The sequence below is a fragment of the Microbacterium sp. LMI1x-1-1.1 genome (assembly GCF_040676205.1).
In the GTDB taxonomy this organism is placed as follows: Bacteria; Actinomycetota; Actinomycetes; order Actinomycetales; family Microbacteriaceae; genus Microbacterium; species Microbacterium aquilitoris.
The window spans coordinates 1053208-1073132 of the sequence record NZ_JBEGHM010000002.1; the positions used below are offsets into that span (position 1 = coordinate 1053208).

18 protein-coding genes and 2 tRNA genes are annotated in these 19925 nt (G+C 69.1%); 9 read left to right on the top strand and 11 right to left on the bottom strand.

Translation table 11 applies throughout. The annotated features are described in order from the left end of the window. Window position 1: 1 nt before the first annotated feature. Genes MRBLMI1x_RS12895 through ileS form a run of 3 tightly spaced genes read right to left on the bottom strand, consistent with a single transcriptional unit; the run spans window position 2 to window position 5132 of the window. Window positions 2-409: a DUF4233 domain-containing protein gene (locus tag MRBLMI1x_RS12895; RefSeq protein ID WP_363459193.1), complete on the bottom strand. Its 408-nt coding sequence runs from the start codon at window positions 407-409 to the stop codon at window positions 2-4. Next, a complete protein-coding gene (locus tag MRBLMI1x_RS12900) occupies window positions 406-1758 on the bottom strand; it encodes a bifunctional folylpolyglutamate synthase/dihydrofolate synthase (RefSeq protein ID WP_018186586.1) in 1353 nt (450 codons plus the stop codon). The genes MRBLMI1x_RS12895 and MRBLMI1x_RS12900 overlap by 4 nt, the downstream gene beginning before the upstream one ends. Next, a complete protein-coding gene (gene ileS / locus MRBLMI1x_RS12905) occupies window positions 1755-5132 on the bottom strand; it encodes an isoleucine--tRNA ligase (RefSeq protein WP_363459196.1) in 3378 nt (1125 codons plus the stop codon). Before ileS ends, MRBLMI1x_RS12900 begins: the two co-directional genes overlap by 4 nt. A 221-nt stretch (window positions 5133-5353) precedes the next feature. On the opposite strand from ileS, the gene MRBLMI1x_RS12910 reads away from it, so the two are divergent. Both MRBLMI1x_RS12910 and MRBLMI1x_RS12915 read left to right on the top strand, forming a co-directional pair. After that, entirely contained in the window at window positions 5354-6016 is a 663-nt protein-coding gene (locus MRBLMI1x_RS12910) for a hypothetical protein (RefSeq protein ID WP_363459198.1), read from the top strand. Further along, complete coding sequence (locus MRBLMI1x_RS12915) at window positions 6013-6525, top strand: GNAT family N-acetyltransferase (protein WP_363459200.1); 513 nt, start codon at window positions 6013-6015, stop codon at window positions 6523-6525. Before MRBLMI1x_RS12910 ends, MRBLMI1x_RS12915 begins: the two co-directional genes overlap by 4 nt. Here the strand turns inward: MRBLMI1x_RS12915 and MRBLMI1x_RS12920 are convergent. After that, window positions 6522-6935 carry an OsmC family protein gene (locus MRBLMI1x_RS12920; protein WP_018186581.1) on the bottom strand — a complete coding sequence of 138 codons (414 nt, stop codon included), beginning with the start codon at window positions 6933-6935 and terminating at the stop codon, window positions 6522-6524. The two genes, MRBLMI1x_RS12915 and MRBLMI1x_RS12920, sit on opposite strands and share 4 nt — an antisense overlap. Before the next feature lie 48 nt (window positions 6936-6983). Here MRBLMI1x_RS12920 and MRBLMI1x_RS12925 point away from each other — a divergent pair, with 48 nt between their 5' ends. The 5 genes from MRBLMI1x_RS12925 to MRBLMI1x_RS12945 all read left to right on the top strand — a co-directional run bounded on the left by MRBLMI1x_RS12925 (window position 6984) and on the right by MRBLMI1x_RS12945 (window position 12188). After that, complete coding sequence (locus MRBLMI1x_RS12925; protein WP_363459202.1) at window positions 6984-7727, top strand: methionine ABC transporter ATP-binding protein; 744 nt, start codon at window positions 6984-6986, stop codon at window positions 7725-7727. After that, a complete protein-coding gene (locus MRBLMI1x_RS12930; protein WP_363459204.1) occupies window positions 7724-8416 on the top strand; it encodes a methionine ABC transporter permease in 693 nt (230 codons plus the stop codon). Before MRBLMI1x_RS12925 ends, MRBLMI1x_RS12930 begins: the two co-directional genes overlap by 4 nt. 45 nt (window positions 8417-8461) lie before the next feature. Next, entirely contained in the window at window positions 8462-9271 is an 810-nt protein-coding gene (locus MRBLMI1x_RS12935) for a MetQ/NlpA family ABC transporter substrate-binding protein (protein ID WP_363459206.1), read from the top strand. A 90-nt stretch (window positions 9272-9361) separates the two neighbouring features. Further along, window positions 9362-11938 carry a valine--tRNA ligase gene (gene valS, locus MRBLMI1x_RS12940; protein ID WP_363459208.1) on the top strand — a complete coding sequence of 859 codons (2577 nt, stop codon included), beginning with the start codon at window positions 9362-9364 and terminating at the stop codon, window positions 11936-11938. Between the two features lies 1 nt (window position 11939). Beyond that, a complete protein-coding gene (locus tag MRBLMI1x_RS12945) occupies window positions 11940-12188 on the top strand; it encodes a hypothetical protein (protein WP_018186575.1) in 249 nt (82 codons plus the stop codon). A 7-nt stretch (window positions 12189-12195) separates the two neighbouring features. On the opposite strand, the gene MRBLMI1x_RS12950 is transcribed toward MRBLMI1x_RS12945, so the two are convergent. Together MRBLMI1x_RS12950 and MRBLMI1x_RS12955 are read right to left on the bottom strand one after the other, a co-directional pair. Then, a complete protein-coding gene (locus MRBLMI1x_RS12950) occupies window positions 12196-12411 on the bottom strand; it encodes a hypothetical protein (protein ID WP_018186574.1) in 216 nt (71 codons plus the stop codon). Further along, entirely contained in the window at window positions 12408-13010 is a 603-nt protein-coding gene (locus tag MRBLMI1x_RS12955; protein ID WP_026302839.1) for a winged helix-turn-helix domain-containing protein, read from the bottom strand. Before MRBLMI1x_RS12955 ends, MRBLMI1x_RS12950 begins: the two co-directional genes overlap by 4 nt. 94 nt (window positions 13011-13104) lie before the next feature. Here MRBLMI1x_RS12955 and MRBLMI1x_RS12960 point away from each other — a divergent pair, with 94 nt between their 5' ends. Beyond that, entirely contained in the window at window positions 13105-15162 is a 2058-nt protein-coding gene (locus tag MRBLMI1x_RS12960; RefSeq protein ID WP_363459211.1) for a M3 family metallopeptidase, read from the top strand. Window positions 15163-15228: 66 nt separating this feature from the next. Here MRBLMI1x_RS12960 and clpX read toward each other — a convergent pair whose 3' ends face one another. The 5 genes from clpX to MRBLMI1x_RS12985 all read right to left on the bottom strand — a co-directional run bounded on the left by clpX (window position 15229) and on the right by MRBLMI1x_RS12985 (window position 19753). After that, window positions 15229-16497 carry an ATP-dependent Clp protease ATP-binding subunit ClpX gene (gene clpX, locus MRBLMI1x_RS12965; RefSeq protein ID WP_311870529.1) on the bottom strand — a complete coding sequence of 423 codons (1269 nt, stop codon included), beginning with the start codon at window positions 16495-16497 and terminating at the stop codon, window positions 15229-15231. A gap of 130 nt (window positions 16498-16627) precedes the next feature. Further along, window positions 16628-17293, bottom strand: coding sequence for an ATP-dependent Clp protease proteolytic subunit (locus tag MRBLMI1x_RS12970; RefSeq protein WP_018186570.1), 666 nt, complete (start codon window positions 17291-17293; stop codon window positions 16628-16630). Between the two features lie 17 nt (window positions 17294-17310). Further along, the gene (locus MRBLMI1x_RS12975) at window positions 17311-18144 is read right to left on the bottom strand and encodes an ATP-dependent Clp protease proteolytic subunit (RefSeq protein WP_363459214.1); all 834 of its coding nucleotides are present in this window, start codon (window positions 18142-18144) and stop codon (window positions 17311-17313) included. Then, on the bottom strand, window positions 18074-19609 hold the full coding sequence (gene tig, locus MRBLMI1x_RS12980; protein ID WP_363459216.1) for a trigger factor: 1536 nt from the start codon (window positions 19607-19609) through the stop codon (window positions 18074-18076). Before tig ends, MRBLMI1x_RS12975 begins: the two co-directional genes overlap by 71 nt. Before the next feature lie 70 nt (window positions 19610-19679). After that, window positions 19680-19753: transfer RNA gene (locus tag MRBLMI1x_RS12985), tRNA-Pro, on the bottom strand. A 94-nt stretch (window positions 19754-19847) separates the two neighbouring features. On the opposite strand from MRBLMI1x_RS12985, the gene MRBLMI1x_RS12990 reads away from it, so the two are divergent. Then, a tRNA-Gly gene (locus MRBLMI1x_RS12990) sits at window positions 19848-19921 on the top strand. Window positions 19922-19925 lie beyond the last annotated feature (4 nt).

Below are 19925 nucleotides of genomic sequence, written 5' to 3' on the forward strand. Positions count from 1 at the left end.
GTCAGTCTCCGTTCTTCTCCGCCTCGGCGGCGAGTGTGGCGTTGCGCTCGTCGAGCGCGCCGCCCTTGATGGTGCCATACACGTACAACGCGCCGAAAACGGCGGCCGCGATCAGGACGGCCGGCACGAGGAACGCACCCAGGGCGACGACGACCTGCAGCAGTCCGCCGGCGATGACTCCCGCGCGATAACGGGTGAACGCACTGACGACGATCATCAGGATGCCGAGGGTGACACCACCCACGATCCCCCACCACGGCTCGACCCCCTGCGGAAGCGCACGGAGCCCGTAGACCGACAGGCCCGCGAGGAAGGCGACGATGGACTCGAAGCCGAGGATCACCGACAGGAGCGACTCGCGCGCGCCGCGCTGGCGGCGCGGACGGGGCTGACGCGGTGACCTGCTCACGATCGGTACCCCGACTTCCAGTCCTCCGCCTCGGCGAGGACGACCGCCTCGCCGGCGAGCACGACGCTGCCGGCGATGACCACCGCGCGCCGGTCGGATTCCGCCGCCCACGCGCGGGCGGCCTCGGCTGCCTCGGCGAGGTCGCGGTGGACCGTGACGGGCGTCTCGGTCTGCTCGACGAGGTCGGCGACGGCATCCGGCTCCTCCGCGCGGTCGGACTCGGGAGCGGTCGCGAACACGTGCGCGACCGCGGGGGCGAGCGTCTGGACGATCCCGGCGACGTCCTTGTCGGCGAAGGCGCCGAGCACGAGACCCCAGTCGTCGAAGTCGAACGAGTCCCCCAGGGCTGCGACCAGCGAGCGGGCACCGTGCGGGTTGTGCGCACTGTCGACGAGGACGGTGGGCGCGATGCCGACGAGCTGAAGACGTCCGGGCGAGGTCACGTTGCCGAGGCCGTCGGCGAGCACGTCGGCGGCGATGGGCTGCGACGCTCCCCCGATGAGCGACTCGACGGCCGCGATCGCCAGCGCGGCGTTGTGGCCCTGGTGCGCGCCGTACAGCGGCAGGTAGAGCTCGTCGTACGTGGCCGCGAGCCCGCGGACCGTCAGCAGCTGACCGCCGACGGCGAGCTTCTGGTCGAGCAGGCCGAACTGCTCCCCCTCGACGGCCAAGGACGCGCCCTGAGCCCGAGCCGCCGTCGTCAGCACGCTGAGCGCCGCGGTCTGCTGGGCCGCAGACACCACGGCGGCGTTCGGCTTGATGATGCCGGACTTCACTGTGGCGATCTCGCCGATCGTGTCGCCGAGCTTGTCGGCGTGGTCGATGTCGATCGGCGCGAACACCGCGACGTCGCCGTCGGCGGTGTTCGTCGAGTCCCACGCACCGCCCATGCCCACTTCGATCACCGCGACGTCGACGGGGGCGTCGGCGAACGCGACGAAGGCGAGCACGGTGAGCAGCTCGAAGAAGGTCAGCGGAGGCTCGTCCGTGCCGTCGAGCTCTTCGTCGACGAGTGCGACGATGGGCGCGATCTCATCCCATGCGTCCGCGATCGCGGCATCTGCGATGGGCTCGCCGTCGACCATGATCCGTTCGGTGAAGCGCTGCAGGTGCGGGCTGGTGAAGAGCCCGGTCCGGAGCCCGTGGGCCCGGACGATCGACTCGGCGATGCGGCTCGTCGAGGTCTTGCCGTTCGTGCCCGTCACGTGGATGACGCGGTAGCTCCGCTGCGGGTCGCCGAGGAGTTCCAGCGCGCGACGGGTGCGCTCGACCCGGGGTTCGACCCAGCGCTCCCCCTGCCGTTCCAGGAGCGCCGCGTAGACGGCATCCGCTCGTGTCCGGTCGCTCATGAGGTCGCTCCGATCCGGCGCACGCCGATCGTGAAGGAGCCGGCATTCGCGTAGGTGCCGGCGGGGACGGATGCCGTGTGCTCGGGGCTCGAGCGCAAGGCCTCGCCGCGGAGGGCGGTGCCGTCGGCGGTGGCGACGAGGTCGGCGACCGAGAGGGTCTCCCCCGCGACGTCGGCGACGTCGAACGCCGCCGCGACCGCCTCGGCGTCGCCGTCGTCGTCGAAGGTGAGCTGCAGCGCGATGCGGTCGCTCACCTCGAACCCGGCGGCCTTGCGGGCGTCCTGCACGGCGCGGATGACGTCGCGCGCGAGACCCTCGGCCTCGAGCTCGGGCGTCGTCGTGGTGTCGAGCAGGACGAACCCGCCTCGCGGCAGGAGCGCGATCGCGGTGCCCTCGGCGACGCCGCCCGCCTCGAGCGTGAGGTCGTACTCCCCCGGTTCGAGCGCGATGCCGTCGACGACGACCACGCCGTCCTCCTCGGTCCACAGGCCCGCCTTGGCACCCTTGATGACGTGCTGGACCTGCTTGCCGAGGCGCGGACCCGCCGCACGCGCGTTGACGGCGAGGCGCTGGCTGATGCCGTACTGCTCGGCCAGGCCGTCGGTGAGCTCGACGACCTGAACGGCCTTGACGTTGAGCTCGTCGCGCACGATGTCCTCGAACTGCGCGAGCGCGTCGGCACCGCCCACCGCGACCGTGAGGTTCGCGAGCGGCAGACGCACGCGCTTGCCCTCCTTCTTGCGCAGCGCGTTCGCGACGGACGAGACCTCGCGGACGGTGTCCATCGCTTCGCGGATGTCGGATGCCGGGGCGAACTCGTCGGCGTCCGGCCAGTCCTCGAGGTGGACGCTCCGCCCCCCGGTGAGACCCTGCCAGATGCGTTCGGAAACGAGCGGGATGAGCGGAGCCGCGACGCGGGTGAGCGTCTCGAGCACCGTGTAGAGCGTGTCGAACGCCTCCGTCGTGGTCGGGTCGGCGGCATCCACCCCCACCCAGAACCGGTCGCGCGAGCGACGGACGTACCAGTTGGTCAGCGCCTCGGCGAACTCGCGGAGCTTCGCCGCCGCCATCGTCGAGTCGAGGGCCTCGAGGTCCGCGGCGACGTCGCGGACCAGGTCGCCCGTGAGCGCCAGGATGTGGCGGTCGAGGACGTTCGTCGAGTCGGTGCGCCGCACGGCCTCGTAGCCGGCACCGTCCTGGCCGCCGGCCGCATTCGCGTACGTCGAGAAGAAGTACCACGCGTTCCACAGCGGCAGCAGGAACTCGCGGACGCCCGAGCGGATGCCCTCCTCGGTGACGACGAGGTTGCCGCCGCGCAGGACCGACGAGCTCATGAGGAACCAGCGCATCGCGTCGGAGCCGTCGCGGTCGAAGACCTCACTGACGTCCGGGTAGTTGCGCAGCGACTTCGACATCTTCTGACCGTCGCTGCCGAGCACGATGCCGTGGCAGGCGACGCCCGAGAACGCCGGGCGGTCGAAGAGCGCGCCCGACAGGACGTGCATGACGTAGAACCAGCCGCGGGTCTGCCCGATGTACTCGACGATGAAGTCGGCGGGGGCGTGCTCGTCGAACCACTCGCGGTTCTCGAACGGGTAGTGCACCTGCGCGTACGGCATCGAGCCGGAGTCGAACCACACGTCGAAGACGTCCTCGATGCGGCGCATCGTCGACTGCCCGGTCGGGTCGTCGGGGTTCGGACGGGTCAGGTCATCGATGAACGGCCGATGCAGGTCGACCTCGCCCGCCTCGTTCACGGGCAGCCGGCCGAAGTCGCGCTCGAGGTCCGCGAGCGAGCCGTAGACGTCGACGCGGGGGTACTCGGGGTCGTCGCTCTTCCACACCGGGATCGGCGAACCCCAGAACCGGTTGCGGCTGATCGACCAGTCGCGGGCGCCCTCGAGCCACTTGCCGAACTGGCCGTGCTTGACGTTCTCGGGCGCCCACGTGATCTGCTCGTTGAGCTCGACGAGGCGGTCCTTGATCGAGGTGACCCGGACGAACCAGCTCGAGACGGCCTTGTAGATGAGGGGGTTCCGGCAGCGCCAGCAGTGCGGGTACGAGTGCTCGTACGACGCCTCGCGCAGGAGCCGGCCCTCGGCCTTCAGCAGGCGGATGAGCGGACGGTTGGCGTCCATCCACAGCTCGCCGGCGACGTCGGTCACCTGCGGCAGGAAGCGTCCTCCGTCGTCGAGGCTCATGATGAGCGGGATGCCGGCGGCCCCCGTCACGCGCTGGTCGTCCTCACCGTAGGCCGGGGCCTGGTGGACGATGCCCGTGCCGTCGGTCGTGGTGACGTAGTCGTCGACGAGGATGCGCCAGGCGTGCTGGGTGCCCCAGGTCTCCTCGTCGGCGTAGTAGTCGAAGAGCCGGTCGTACGCGACGTCGGCGAGGTCCGCACCGCGGACGGTCTGGTCGACCGCCTCGCGGGCCTCGTCGGCCGAGGCGTAGCCGAGGTCCTTCGCGTAGTTCGCGAGCAGGTCGGAGGCCAGCAGGTAGCGGTGCGACTGACCCTCGAGGGCGTCCTCGTGGACGTCGGCGGCTCCGGCAGGACCGCCCGGCAGGACGACGTACTCGATGTCGGGGCCGACGGCGAGCGCGAGGTTGGTCGGGAGGGTCCACGGGGTCGTCGTCCAGGCGAGGGCGCGGACCGCCGTGAGTCCCAGAGCCTCGGCCTTGGCGCCGACGAGCGGGAAGGTCACCGTCACGGACGGGTCCTGACGCATCTTGTAGACGTCGTCGTCCATGCGCAGTTCGTGGTTCGAGAGCGGGGTCTCGTCGCGCCAGCAGTACGGCAGCACGCGGTGGCCCTCGTAGGCGAGGTCCTTGTCGTACAGCTCCTTGAAGGCCCAGAGGACGGATTCCATGTACCCGGTGTCGAGCGTCTTGTAGCCGCGCTCGAAGTCGACCCACCGCGCCTGGCGGGTGACGTAGTTCTCCCACTCCTGCGTGTACTCGAGGACGGATGAGCGCGCCTTCGCGTTGAAGGCGGCGATCCCCATCTCCTCGATCTCGCTCTTCTCGGTGATCCCGAGCTGCTTCATCGCCTCGAGTTCGGCGGGCAGCCCGTGCGTGTCCCAGCCGAAGACGCGGTCGACCTTCTTGCCTCGCATCGTCTGGAAGCGCGGGAAGAGGTCCTTCGCGTAACCGGTGAGGAGGTGGCCGTAGTGCGGCAGGCCGTTGGCGAACGGCGGGCCGTCGTAGAACACCCACTCGTCGGCGCCGTCGCGCTGCGCGATCGACGCTCGGAACGTGTCGTCCTGCTCCCAGAACGCGAGGACGTCGCGCTCGAGGTCGGGGAACCGCGGGCTCGGGACGACGGCCGCGGGGGCGTCAGCGGCGGGGCCGAAGGCGGAAGGTCGGGGGTAGGTCATGTCGCTCCTGCAGGTCTGGTCCTGCGAGGACGATCCGAGGACCGCGGTACCACCCCGCTTGGTGCGACCCGGATCCGGGTGCACCCACTCACCTGCGGCGATGACGGGCCTGCCCCGCTCGGTTCTACTGGGCGGCGGACCGCTGTTCTTCCGAGAGCTCCCCGGTGATGGCCGGATCGGTGCTGATGCGGACAATCATACCGTCGGCATAGCCTGGCGTCATGGCCCGCTCCCGCATCCGTCCCGAGCCTCCCCGCATCCCGGATCCGGATCTCCCCCTGGAGTTCTCGTCCGCGATGCTCCACCGGTCGGGCGAGACGTCCGAGGCGCGCATCGACCTCGACCCCGGGACGACGGATGCCGCGCACACCCGCATCAGCGAGAGTCTCGTGGCCGCGGCATCCGTTCAGACGCTCGATCTGACCGGAGCGATCCTCACCGACGTCGTCCTCGACGCCGTGTCGACGGCCGAGCTGATCGCCCGGGAGGGGACGTGGCGGACGGTCGTCGTCCGCGGCGGGCGGATCGGGACCCTCGACCTGTCCCGCGCGCGCTGCGACGGTCTCGTTTTGGACGGCGTGCGGATCGACTACCTGACGGCGGGCGGTGCGACGCTCCGAGACGTCGAGGTGACCGGATGCCGCATCGGCACCCTCGATCTCCCCGGCGCCCGCGTGGAGCGGATGCGGTTCGCGGAGACGTCGGTGGACGAGATGGACGTCAGGGAGTGGCAGGCGGGCGACGTCGACCTGCGCGGCGCGGACGTGCTCTCCTTCACGGACGTCCGGATGCTGCGGGGCGTCACCCTGACCGCCGATCAGGCGACCTCGCATGCGCTCGCGCTCGCGGCATCCCTCGGCATCGACGTGAGGACGGACGCGTGACCCTGCGGACGGCGCGGCTCGTCCTCCGCGACATGGGCGAGGACGACCTGCCGGCACTCCGGACGATCCTCACCGACCCGGTCGCGATGACCGCGTACGAGGGCCCTTTCGCCGAGACCGAGTGTCGAGCGTGGCTCGAGCGCAACCTCCAGCGCTATGCGGAGGACGGGTTCGGGCTCTGGGCCGTCGAGCTCGCCGACGCCCCGGGCGAGGTGATCGGGCAGTGCGGCATCACCCGGCAGCGCATTGACGACGACGAGGTCCTGGAGGTCGGGTATCTCTTCCGCCCGGCCCACTGGCGCCGGGGGTACGCGACCGAGGCAGCGGCGGCGTCCCGCGACTGGGCGTTCCGCGCGCTCGACGCCCCGGCCGTGTGGGCGAAGGTCCGCGACACGAACATCGCGTCGATGAACGTCGCCATCCGCCTCGGGATGACGGTCCGTCGCCGCTTCGTCACCCACTACCGAGGCGTCGACATGCCGCACCTCGGATTCGCCGTGGACTGCTAGGAGGCCCAGTCCTCCGCACGGATGCCGACGGTCGCCGCCCCCTGCAGCAGGCGCGAGATCGGGCAGCGGTCGTGCGCGGCCGCGACGAGTTCGTCCGTCTCGCCGAGCGTGCGCCCCTCCGCGGAGACGAACGCCGTGACGTGGAACTCGTACCCGCCGCGCTCCGGGGAGTCGTGGAGCTCGACCTCGACGCGCACCCGCGTGCGCTGGGCGCCCTTCACGATCGCCTGCAGGGTGGCGTCGAGGCAGGTGGCCCAGGCGAGGGCGAGCAACTGCTCGGGATTGCTCCGCGACAGGTCCGCGTCGGGGCTCAGCGGGTTCGACACCGCGACCTCCAGGCCGCCCGTGACCCGGCTGACACCGGTCCCGCCGTCGTCGTTGATCGCCTCGGTCCGGTACCTGGTGCTCATGGCAGAACTATAGTTGGACGGCATCCAACAACGTCTTGAGGTCCTTTCGTGCTGTCCCCGTCCCCCGTCGAGCTCGCTCGTGCGGGCGTGGCGTACCCCGGCGGCGTGCAGGGTCTCGCCGACGTGGACCTGACCGTCGCCGAGAGCGAGATCCTTGGGATCATCGGCGAGAGCGGTGCGGGCAAGAGCACCCTCCTGAACCTGCTCACCGGCGAAGTCACGGCCACGTCAGGCTCCGTGGCGGTGCTGGGCTCCGACATCGGCCGCCTCGACCGCGCCGGTCTCCGCCGCCTGCGACGCGAGATCGGCGTCGTGTTCCAGGGGGTCCACCTGCTGTCGAACCGGACGGTCCGGCAGAACGTCGAGGTCGCCCTCGCGCTGCGACCCCGACAGGAGCGGACGGCGAGCGCCGTCGACGACGTGCTGCGCTTCGTGGGGCTTGATCACCGGGCCGATGCCTACCCCGCGCAGCTCAGCGGCGGGCAGCGCCAGCGGGTCGGGATCGCGCGGGCGCTGGTGAGCCGGCCCCGGTTGCTGCTGTGCGACGAGCCCACCTCCGCGCTCGACGCGGCGACCGCGGGCGAGGTCCTCGACCTGCTCCGCGACGCGCGGGACCGCTTCGGGACGACGATCGTCATCGTCACCCACGACCTCGACGTCGTCCGCAGCGTCTGCGATCGGGTCGCCCTGTTCGAGGACGGTCGGCTCGTCGACATCCTCGCGGTCGCGCCGTCGGCACGCGGCGAGCGCGAGACCTATCTCGATCGCGCACGGCGGGAGCTCGGCGCATGAGCGGCACAGAGGACGTCTTCGCCTCCCTGGGAGCGTCGCTCGCCGAGCGCGGCGACGACCTCGTCGAGGCCCTCGGCGAGACCGGCTACATGCTCGGCGTCTCGCTCGCTGCCGCGGTGGTGTTCGGCCTGCCCCTCGGCGCCGCCGTCTACCTGACCCGTCCCGGCGGGATCCGCCCCCAGCGCCTCGTCTGGTCGGTCGCGAACTTCCTGATCAACGTCATCCGCTCCTTTCCGTTCCTGCTGCTCGTGGTCTTCCTCGTCCCCGTGACCCGGGCGGTCTACGGCACGACCTTCGGGACGCCCGCGGCGACGTTCTCGCTCTGCGTCGTCGCCGTGGCCGTCTACGGCCGGCTGGTGGAGCAGATCCTCCGCGAGGTGAGCCCCGGCATCCCCCGTGTCGCGCAGACCCTCGGCGCGACCGTCCCGCAGACGGTCTGGCGCTTCCTGCTGCCCGAAGCCCTGCCGGGTCTCGTCTACGCGCTGACCTCGGCGAGCATCAGCCTGCTCTCGTACTCGACGGTGCTCGGAGTCGTCGGTGGCGGCGGCATCGGCGACTTCGCGCTGCGGTACGGCTACCAGGAGTACGACGACGTGCTCATGTACTTCACGATCCTCGTCATCCTCGTCATCGTCCTCGTCATCCAGGCGGTCGGCCAGCGGATCTCGGTCCGCCTCGACCACCGCTGACTCCGGCTCACCACCGGCATCCATCCCCATCCCACAAGGAGCACCATGTCCCCCCGCCGCCTCACCCTCGCCGCAGCCCTCACCGCCGCCGCCGTCGCCCTCCTCGCCGGCTGCGCCTCCCCCGCCGCGCAGGGCGGCGGCGACGTCCAGACCATCCGGGTCGGCGCCGTGACCTCGCCGATGACCGACATCGTCGAAGCCGCGGCCGACGAGATCGAGGACAGCTACAAGATCCAGCTCGTCGAGGTCGCCGACTACGTCACGATCAACAAGATGCTCGCCGCGGGCGACATCGACGCGAACTTCTCGCAGCACAAGCCCTACATGGAGGAGTTCAACGCCGCCAACGGAGCGGACCTCACCGCCGTGCAGCCGATCTACAACTTCACGATCGCGTTCTACTCGAAGACCCTTGACGACATCGCCGACCTCCCCCAGGGCGCCACCGTCGCGATCCCCAACGATGCGTCCAACACGGGGCGTGCACTGAAGATGCTCGCCGACGCGAAGATCATCACGCTCGCCGAGGGCGTCGACCCCTACGCCGCGACGCTCGGCGACATCGCCGGGAACCCGAAGGACCTGCAGTTCCTCGAGCTGCAGATCAACCAGCTCAACACCGCCTACGACGAGGCGGACCTCGTCTTCCAGTGGCCCTCGCACATCGCCGCGCTCGGCCTCACCCCTCAGGACGACGGCCTGCTGACCGAGCTCGACGACCGTTTCGCCCTCCAGCTGGTCGTCCCCGGTGAGGACAAGGATGCCGCGTCCACGAAGGCCCTCATCGACGCCTTCACGAGCGACCCCGTGCGCGACATCATCGACGGCAACAAGACCATCGAGACCGCGTTCTGAGCCGGCACGCACCCCGGCGGTAGACTGGCGCGGCACCCACACTCAGGCACGCTCACACAGTGCCGCACATATCGCTCGAGGAGCATCACCATGACGAACGCGCACATTCCCGACAAGCCCGCCCTGGAAGGCCTCGAGCAGAAGTGGGATGCCGCCTGGTCCGGCGCCGGCACGTACCTGTTCGACCGCGACGCGGCCAAGGCCAAGGGGCGCGCGGGCGTCTTCTCGATCGACACGCCTCCCCCGACGGCATCCGGATCGCTCCACATCGGTCACGTGTTCAGCTACACGCACACGGACGTCAAGGTGCGCTACGAGCGCATGCGCGGCAAAACGGTGTTCTACCCGATGGGCTGGGACGACAACGGTCTGCCGACCGAACGCCGCGTGCAGAACTACTACGGCGTGCGCTGCGACACTTCGCTGCCCTACGACCCGGACTTCACGCCGCCCTTCCGCGGCGACGCGAAGAGCCTGAAGCCTGCTGACCAGGTCCCGATCAGCCGCCGCAACTTCATCGAGCTCTGCGAGGAGCTGACGATAGAGGACGAGAAGCAGTTCGAGGACCTGTTCCGCAAGCTCGGCCTCTCGGTCGACTGGACGCAGACGTACCGGACCATCTCGGACGACACGATCCGCACGAGCCAGCTCGCGTTCCTGCGTAACCTCGACCGCGGTGAGGCGTACCAGGCCATGGCGCCCACCCTCTGGGACATCGACTTCCGCTCGGCCATCGCGCAGGCCGAGCTCGAGGACCGCGATCAGCAGGCCTCTTACCACCGGGTCGCCTTCCACAAGAGCGACGGCTCGGGCGACATCCACATCGAGACGACGCGTCCCGAGCTGCTGGCCGCCTGCGTCGCCCTCGTGGCGAACCCCGACGACGAGCGCTACCAGCCCTACTTCGGCTCGACCGTGCGCACGCCGCTGTTCGACGTCGAGGTGCCGGTCCTCCCTCACCCCCTCGCGGTGAAGGACAAGGGCACCGGCATCGCGATGATCTGCACGTTCGGCGACGTGACCGACATCATCTGGTGGCGCGAGCTCGACCTGCCGAACCGCACGATCCTCGGCCGCGACGGCCGCATCATCGAGGAGGCCCCCGACGTGCTCGTGACGGATGCCGCCAAGGCGGCATACGCGGAACTCGCCGGCAAGACGGTGTTCAGCGCCAAGAAGCGCATCGTCGAGCTGCTGCAGGAGTCCGGTGAGCTGCTCGAGGTCTCGAAGCCCTTCACCCACCCCGTGAAGTTCTACGAGAAGGGCGACCGCCCGCTCGAGATCGTCTCCACCCGCCAGTGGTACCTCCGCAACGGTGCCCGCGACGCGGAGCTCCGCGACAAGCTCATCGAGATGGGCCGCGGCATGGGCTGGCACCCGGACTTCATGCGCGTCCGTTACGAGAACTGGACGAACGGCCTCACCGGCGACTGGCTCGTCTCTCGCCAGCGCTTCTTCGGTGTGCCGATCCCGGTCTGGTACGGCCTCGACGAGAACGGCGAGCGGGACTACGACCGCGTGCTGACCCCGGATGTCTCCCGCCTCCCGGTCGACCCGACCACGGACGTGCCCGACGGCTACACCGAGGACCAGCGCGGCGCGCCCGGCGGCTTCGACGCCGAGCGCGACATCTTCGACACCTGGGCGACGTCCTCCCTCACCCCGCAGCTCGCGGGCGGGTGGGAGCGCGACCCCGAGCTCTGGGACCTCGTGGCTCCGTTCGACGTCCGCCCGCAGGGTCAGGACATCATCCGCACGTGGCTGTTCTCGACCATGGTGCGCTCGGTCCTCGAGGACGGCCGTGCGCCGTGGACGGATGCCGCCATCTCGGGCTTCATCGTCGACCCCGACCGCAAGAAGATGTCGAAGTCGAAGGGCAACGTCGTGACGCCTGCCGACATCCTCGACGCGCACGGCACCGACGCCGTCCGATACTGGGCGGCCTCGAGCCGGCTCGGCGCCGACGCGGCGTTCGACCCGCAGAACCCGACGCAGGTGAAGATCGGTCGTCGCCTGGCGATCAAGGTTCTGAACGCGGCGAAGTTCGTGCTCTCGTTCCCCGTGCCCGAGGACGCCCGCATCACGCACGCGCTCGATGCGTCGATGCTCGCGACCCTCGATCAGGTCGTCCGGGATGCCACGAAAGCGTTCGACGCGTTCGACCACGCCCGCGCCCTCGAGATCACCGAGTCGTTCTTCTGGACGTTCTGCGACGACTACCTCGAGCTCGTGAAGGAGCGCGCCTATAACCAGGCCGACTCCGGTCAGGCATCGGCCGCGCTCGCCCTCCGTATGGCGCTGTCGACGCTGCTGCGCCTGCTGGCGCCCGTCCTGTCGTTCGCCGCCGAAGAGGCGTGGTCGTGGTTCGAGGAGGGGTCCGTGCACACCGCTGAGTGGCCTGTGCCCGTGGGCATCGAGGGCGACCCTGCCGTGCTCCGCACGGTCGGCGAGGCGCTCATCTCGGTGCGCCGCGCGAAGACCGAGGCGAAAGCCTCGCAGAAGACCCCCGTCGACTCGTTGACGATCACCGGCCCGGATGCGGCCCTCGACGCGATCCGCTCCGCCGAGGGCGACCTCGCCGCCGTCGGACGCATCGCGCAGGTGTCCTACGCCGCCGGGGACACCGTGTCGGTCGGCGACATCGTCCTCACCCCGCAGGAGGCCTGACGTGCAACTCGGAACCCGGTGGACCAGCGGCGACCAGCCGCCCGCAGCCGTGCCGCAGGTCCTGCGCGAGCAGATCGCGGCGGTCGACGCATCCGTGGATCAGGATCCGCTCGGTCAGCCGCGACCGCGGTGGACCCTCACCTGGCTGGAGGGCCGCCCGGTCGCGGAACTCGACACCGGCGTAGTCGTGCGCGTGGACCGCGAGGGTGAGGTCGTCGTCGGTCATCTCGACGACGACGGCATGTCCTGAGCCCGGCTCAGCCGCGGGGGTGATGCGCCAGGTGCGCGACGACGTCGGCACGCGTGTCGTCGATGCGCTCCTCAGCCGCCGATCGAACGAGCGCCTGATCGGCGCGACGCAGCATCCGTGCGGCGACCGCCGCTTGGACCGAGGTCGTCGCCGCCCACAGCGCGGCCTCGAGCCGTGTGGGCCGGACGGTGACGTCCAGCGTGGGGATCGTGATCGTGGTCATCGTCCGTCTCCGTCCTCGGGTAGTGCGAATGCGTCCACCCGGACGGTGAACGGCACGCGGTCGGGGTCTTCCTCGTGGCCGCGCGCGGAAGCGGCGACCTCGTCGACGATCTCGGACAGTCGCCGGATCATGTCCTTCGCCTGATCGGGCGTCAGACGGATGTTGGCGGTCGAGATGATCGCCGTGCCGTCGTCTCCCTTGTCGGGATCGGCGATGCTCTCTGTCACATGCCGCATGAGCTGCTGCTGACGACGGCCGAGGAACTCGTTCATGATGAGCTGGGTCGCCGAGCGACCAGCCGGTGAGGCCATCGCCTCAGGGCTGTCGAACGACACGGACTTGTCGGACCGCTCCCACCACCGCTCCCGGGCGGATCCCCGCTCCGGGATCTCGCGGATCAGGTCCTGCTTTGCGAGGGCTCGCAGGTGGTAGCTGGTGGCGCCCGAGGACTCCCCCGTGCGCTCGGCCAGCGAACTCGCCGTCTGCGGCCCGTACTGCGACAGGATGTCGAAGAGCTGCACGCGGAGCGGATGCGCCAGAGCGCGCAACGCTCCGGCATCAAGGGTGCGGTCCGCCCGCCGCATCGGTGTCTCGCTCATGTTACAAAGTTATCTTTGCAAGCGATTCTTTGCAACCATTCCTTTGCATTCTCGATCGCGCGGGCGGCGCGCGCGGGCGACGTACGCTGGGACGATGACGGATGCCGCGACCAACCCGCTCCTCGCCCCCTCTCCCCTCCCCTTCGACCTGCCGGATTACCCGAAAATCCGCCCGGAGCACTACCTCCCGGCGTTCGAGCAGGCCTTCGCCTCGCACCGCGCCGAGATCGACGCGATCGCGACGTCCTCCGACGCGCCGACGTTCGAGAACACGCTGGTCGCGCTCGAGCGGTCCGGCGAGACCCTCGGGCGAGTCGCGCGCATCTTCTACACCGTGAGCTCCGCCCACGCGACGGCCGAGATCCAGGAGATCGACGAGCAGCTCGCCCCGCTCATGGCCGCTCACCACGACGCCGTGACGCTCGATGCGCGCCTGTACGGGCGGGTCGCCGACGTGCATGCCCGCCTCGACGATCTCGGCCTGGAGGGCGAGAACCGGTACCTCGTAGAGCGCACCTACCGCGAGATGACGGGCGCCGGCGCGGGCCTCGACGAGGCGGACAAGACGGTCCTGACGGAGCTGAACCAGCAGCTGTCCATGCTCACCACGACGTTCGAGAAGAACCTCCTCGCCGACACCAACGACCTCGCCGTGGTCTTCGACGAGGCCGCCGAGCTCGACGGACTCACCGAGGGCGAACTGTCGGCGGCGGCACGCAATGCCACCGAGCGGGGCCTCGAGGGCAAGTACGTCGTCACGCTCACCCTCTTCACGGGGCACCCGTACCTCTCGTCGCTCACCTCCCGGGCGAGCCGCGAACGCCTCATGGCGGCATCCCGATCCCGGGGGCGCCGAGGCAACGCCAACGACAACCGCGAGGTGCTCACCGAGATCGTGCGGCTGCGCTCCGAGCGTGCTCGGGTCCTCGGATACGACTCGCACGCGGCCTACGTCACCGCCGACGAGACCGCCGGCTCCCCCGAAGCGGTGCACGAGCTCCTGCGCCGACTCGCGGTCCCCGCCGCAGAGAACGCGCGCCGGGAGCAGGCAGCCCTGCAGGAGATCATCGACAGGGAGGGCGACGGGTTCCCCCTCGCCGCGCACGACTGGGCCTTCTACACGGAGCGCGTGCGAGCCGCACGGTACGACCTCGATCGGACGGCCCTGCGACCCTGGTTCGAAGCCGAACGCGTCCTCGTCGACGGCGTGTTCCGCGCTGCGACGGATCTCTACGGCATCACGTTCACCGAGCGTGCCGACCTTCCCGGGTATCACCCCGAGGCACGTGTCTTCGAGGTCCGCAACGAGGACGGCTCCCACCTCGGCCTGTACGTCCTCGATCTGTACACGCGCGACTCCAAGCGCGGCGGGGCGTGGATGAACTCGATCGTGTCGCAGTCCGCACTGCGCGGCACGGCGCCGATCGTCATCAACAATCTCAATGTGCCCCAGCCCGCTCCCGGCAGCCCCACGCTCCTGACCCTCGACGAGGTGACGACGCTGTTCCACGAGTTCGGCCATGCGCTGCACGGACTCTTCGCCACCGTCACGTATCCGCACTTCGCCGGCACCTCGGTGTTCCGCGACTTCGTGGAGTTCCCCAGCCAGGTCAACGAGATGTGGATCTTCTGGCCCGAGGTGCTCGCGTCCTACGCACGCCACGTCGACACCGACGAGCCGCTCCCCGCCGACGTCGTCCAGAAGCTCCGCGAGTCCGAGGCGTTCAATCAGGGCTTCGCGACGAGCGAGTACCTGGCCGCTTCCTGGATCGATCAGGCCTGGCACAGTCTGGATGGCGAGGACACCGCCGTCGCCATCGACGTCGACGCGTTCGAGGCCACGGCGCTGGCCGACATCGGTCTCGACAACCCTGCCGTTCCGACCCGGTACTCGTCGACCTACTTCGCGCACATCTTCTCGGGCGGCTACAGCGCGGGCTACTACTCCTACATCTGGAGCGAGGTCCTCGACGCCGACACGGTGGAGTGGTTCCGCGAGAACGGCGGCCTGACGCGCGAGAACGGCGATCGATTCCGCACCCGGCTGCTGGGCGTCGGCGGGTCGAAGGACCCGCTCGAGGCCTACCGCGACTTCCGCGGACGCGATGCGCGGATCGAGCCCCTGCTCCAGCGGCGCGGTCTCACCGGCTGAGCCCGGACGAAAAGGGCGCCGCCTCCCTCCGGAGGCGGCGCCCTTTTCGATATCGGATGCCGGTGGTCAGGCGCTCTTGCGCTTCTGCCGCAGGACGAGCGTGGGCGGTGCCCCCTCTTCGACGGCCGCCCGCGTGACGATCACCTTGTCGACGTCCTCCGCCGAGGGGATCTCGAACATGATCGGACCGAGCACGTCTTCGAGGATGGCCCGGAGTCCGCGAGCGCCGGTCTTGCGCGCGACGGCGAGGTCGGCGATCGCGCGGAGCGCCTCCTCCTCGAACTCGAGCTCGACGCCGTCGAGCTCGAACATGCGCTGGTACTGCTTCACGAAGGCGTTCTTGGGTCCGGTCAGGATCTCGATGAGCGCGCTCTGGTCCAGCGGCGACACCGTCGTCACGACCGGCAGACGGCCGATGAACTCGGGGATCAGACCGAACTTGTGGAGGTCCTCGGGGAGCACGTCGCGGAAGACGTCGAGCTCCTGCTCCTTGTCCTGCAGCGGAGCGCCGAAGCCGACACCGTGCTTGCCCACACGCGAGGAGATGATGTCCTCGAGGCCTGCGAAGGCGCCGGCGACGATGAACAGGACGTTCGTCGTATCGATCTGGATGAACTCCTGATGCGGGTGCTTGCGGCCGCCCTGCGGCGGCACGGAGGCGACGGTGCCCTCGAGGATCTTCAGGAGCGCCTGCTGCACGCCCTCGCCCGACACGTCGCGGGTGATCGACGGATTCTCGGCCTTGCGGGCGATCTTGTCGACCTCATCGATGTAGATGATGCCGGTCTCAGCGCGCTTCACGTCGAAGTCAGCGGCCTGCAGGAGCTTGAGCAGGATGTTCTCGACGTCCTCGCCGACGTAGCCGGCCTCGGTGAGAGCCGTGGCATCCGCGACCGCGAAGGGGACGTTCAGACGCTTCGCGAGGGTCTGCGCGAGATACGTCTTGCCGCAACCGGTCGGACCCAGCAGCAGGATGTTGCTCTTGGCGATCTCGATCTCGTCTGCCCGCTGCTCTGCGGACTGGATCGTGCTGCGAGCGCGGACACGCTTGTAGTGGTTGTAGACGGCGACCGCGAGTGCCCGCTTGGCGGGGTCCTGCCCGACGACGTACTCCTCGAGGAAGCTGAAGATCTCGCGCGGCTTCGGGAGGTCGAAGTCCTTGACCTCGCCGTCACCGGACTCCGCCATCCGCTCTTCGATGATCTCGTTGCAGAGTTCGACGCACTCGTCGCAGATGTACACGCCGGGACCGGCGATCAGCTGCTGGACCTGCTTCTGGCTCTTGCCGCAGAAGGAACACTTGAACAGGTCGGCGCTCTCACCGATGCGTGCCATGGTGTTCCCCCTCAGGATTCAGGCCGGTGCAGTCGAGCCTAACCGCAGATCCGGACACCGGGCGGATTGCGACACGGGTGTGGACGACGATGCCCCGCCGACGGGTCGGCGGGGCATCGTCTGACAGACCTCAGGCCGTGATGGCCGCGGGCGTGCGCTTGCGGGACGTGAGCACCTGGTCGACGATCCCGTACTCCAGCGCTTCCTGCGCGGAGAGGATCTTGTCGCGATCGATGTCCTTGTTGACCTGCTCGACGGAGCGGTTCGTGTGGTGAGCCATCGTCTCTTCGAGCCAGGTCCGCATGCGGAGGATCTCCGCCGCCTGGATCTCGATGTCGGACGCCTGACCGTGACCGGACTCGCCGACGGCGGGCTGGTGCATCAGGATGCGGGCGTTCGGCAGGGCGAGCCGCTTGCCGGGCGCACCGGCCGCGAGCAGGACGGATGCCGCCGACGCCGCCTGGCCGAGGACGACCGTCGACACCTGGGGCGAGATGTACTGCATGGTGTCGTAGATCGCCGTCATCGCGGTGAACGAACCACCGGGCGAATTGATGTACATGATGATGTCGCGGTCGGGGTCCATCGACTCGAGGACCAGCAGCTGCGCCATCACGTCGTCGGCGGATGCGTCGTCTACCTGCACGCCGAGGAAGATCACGCGGTCTTCGAACAGCTTATTGTACGGGTCCTGGCGCTTGTAGCCGTAGGCGGTGCGCTCCTCGAACTGCGGCAGGATGTACCGGCTCGAGGGCATCATGTCGCTCTGCGCGCGACCGAAGATGGGGGTGTTCATGCGTTGTCCTCCGACGCTCAGTTCTCGGTCCCGCCGCCGCCGGTGACGTCGGCAGCGTGTTCGCGGATGTGGTCGACGAAGCCGTACTCGAGCGCTTCGTCGGCGGTGAACCAGCGGTCGCGGTCACCGTCGGCGTTGATCTGCTCGACCGACTTGCCGGTCTGGGCGGAGGTGATCTCCGCGAGACGGTTCTTCATCGACACGATGAGCTGCGCCTGCGTCTGGATGTCGCTGGACGTGCCGCCGAAGCCGCCGTGCGGCTGGTGCAGCAGGACGCGGGCGTTGGGCGTGATGTAACGCTTGCCCTTGGTGCCGCTGGTCAGCAGGAGCTGGCCCATCGAGGCGGCCATGCCGATGCCGACGGTGACGATGTCGTTGGGCACGAACTGCATCGTGTCGTAGATCGCCATACCCGCGGTGATCGAGCCACCCGGCGAGTTGATGTAGAGGTAGATGTCCTTCTCGGAATCCTCGGCCGCGAGCAGCAGGATCTTGGCGCAGATCTCGTTCGCGTTCTCGTCGCGCACCTCGGAACCGAGCCAGATGATTCGGTCCTTCAGCAGCCGGTCGAAGACACTGGTCGCCATAAGGGGTTCAGCCATGGATGCTCTCCTGGATTCGTGTTCGTGCTTCGAATCTAGTGGCGCGTTCCGAGCGTCTCGCCCGTGTTCGCCGTAGGCATACCACCGGCGGCATCCACCGCCTCCGGCGACGTGGACGATGCCCGGAAACGACGACGGGCGGCGGGGCCCGAAGGCACCCACCGCCCGTCGATGAGGGTCACTCGCTGTCGGCGGCCTTCTTCGTGGCGCGCTTGGCGGGAGCCTTCTTCGCGGGCTCCTCTGCGGCATCCGCGTCGGCCTTCTTGGCGGCGGGCTTGCGAGCCGGCGCCTTCTTGGCGGCGGGCTCGTCCGCGGCGGCGTCGGCGTCATCCGCCTTCTTCGCGGCGGGCTTCTTGGCCGGAGCCTTCTTCGCGGGGGCCTTCTTGGCGGCGGGCTTCTCGTCCGCGGCCTCGGTGGCCTCGTCTGCAGCCTCGTCGTCCTCGGCGGCGAAGCCGGTCAGGTCGACCTTCTTGCCGTTGGCGTCGACGACGGTCACCTTGCCGAGCGCGACGGCGAGGGCCTTGTTGCGGGCGACTTCACCGACCATCATCGGGATCTGGTTGCCCTCCTGCAGGGCGTTGACGAAGTCCTGCGGCGACATGCCGTACTGCGCCGACGACTGGATGAGGTACTGGGTGAGCTCCTCCTGGGAGACCTGCACCTCGTGCTTCTCAGCGATCTTGTCGAGGATCATCTGCGTGCGGAACTGCTTCTCGCTCGCTTCGGTGACCTCTGCGCGGTGGACGTCGTCCTCGAGGCGACCCTCACCCTCGAGGTGGGTGTGCACCTCGTCCTCGACGAGCTTGGCGGGAACGGGGATGTCCGCCTTCTCGATGAGGACCTCGATGAGCTTGTCGCGCGCGGCGGAGCCCTGCGTGAAGACGGCCTGCTCCGAGACGCGCTCGACGAGGCTCTCGCGGAGTTCGCCGATCGTGTCGAACTCGGAGGCGACCTGAGCGAAGTCGTCGTCGGCCTCGGGGAGCTCGCGCTCCTTGACGGCCTTGACGGACACGGCGACCTCGGCCTCTTCACCGGCGTGGTCGCCGCCGACGAGCTTCGAACGGAACGTGGTGTCCTCGCCGGCGGTGAGCGACTCGATGGCGTCGTCGATGCCCTCGAGGAGCTCGCCCGAGCCCACCTCGTAGGAGACGCCCTCGGCGCGGTCGATCTCGTTGCCCTCGATCGTGGCGACGAGGTCGAGCTCGACGAAGTCGCCGGCCTTGGCGGGACGGTCGACGGTCACGAGCGTGCCGAAGCGGCTGCGGAGCTTGTCGAGCTCGGCATCCACCGCAGCCTCATCGGTCTCGACGGCGTCGACCTCGATGGTGATGTCGTCGTAGGCGGGAAGCTCGAACTCGGGGCGGACGTCCACCTCGACCTCGACCTTGAGGTCGCCGGAGAAGTCCTTCGTGCTCGGCCACTCCACGATCTCGGCGGCGGGACGACCGACGATGCGGACGTCGTTCGCCGTCACGGCCTCGCGGTAGAAGACGTCGAGGCCTTCGCTGACCGCGTGCTCGAGGACGGCCTCGCGACCGACGCGCTGGTCGATGATCGGTGCCGGGACCTTGCCCTTGCGGAAACCGGGGATCTGCACGTCCTGAGCGATGTGCTCGTACGCGTGCGAGATGCTCGGCTTGAGCTCCTCGGGGGTGACCGTGATGTGGAGCTTCACCCGGGTGGGGCTGAGCTGCTCGACGGTGCTGGTGACCATGCCTGTCGTTCTCCTTGTCCGGCCGCGCACACGCGCGTCCGTTCGGTGATCTGGGTTCGTGGGGCCGTTGTCGGGGCGACAGGATTTGAACCTGCGGCCTCCCGCTCCCAAAGCGGGCGCTCTACCAAGCTGAGCTACGCCCCGGGCGCGCACGCTGGCGAGCGCCGAAAAACGGCCGTTGGTAAGTCTAGCCGACCATGTCCGCTACACTCGTCGAGGCGCTGTCCTCAGCGTCGACGGGGATGTAGCTCAATGGTAGAGCCTCAGTCTTCCAAACTGATTACGCGGGTTCGATTCCCGTCATCCCCTCCACGCA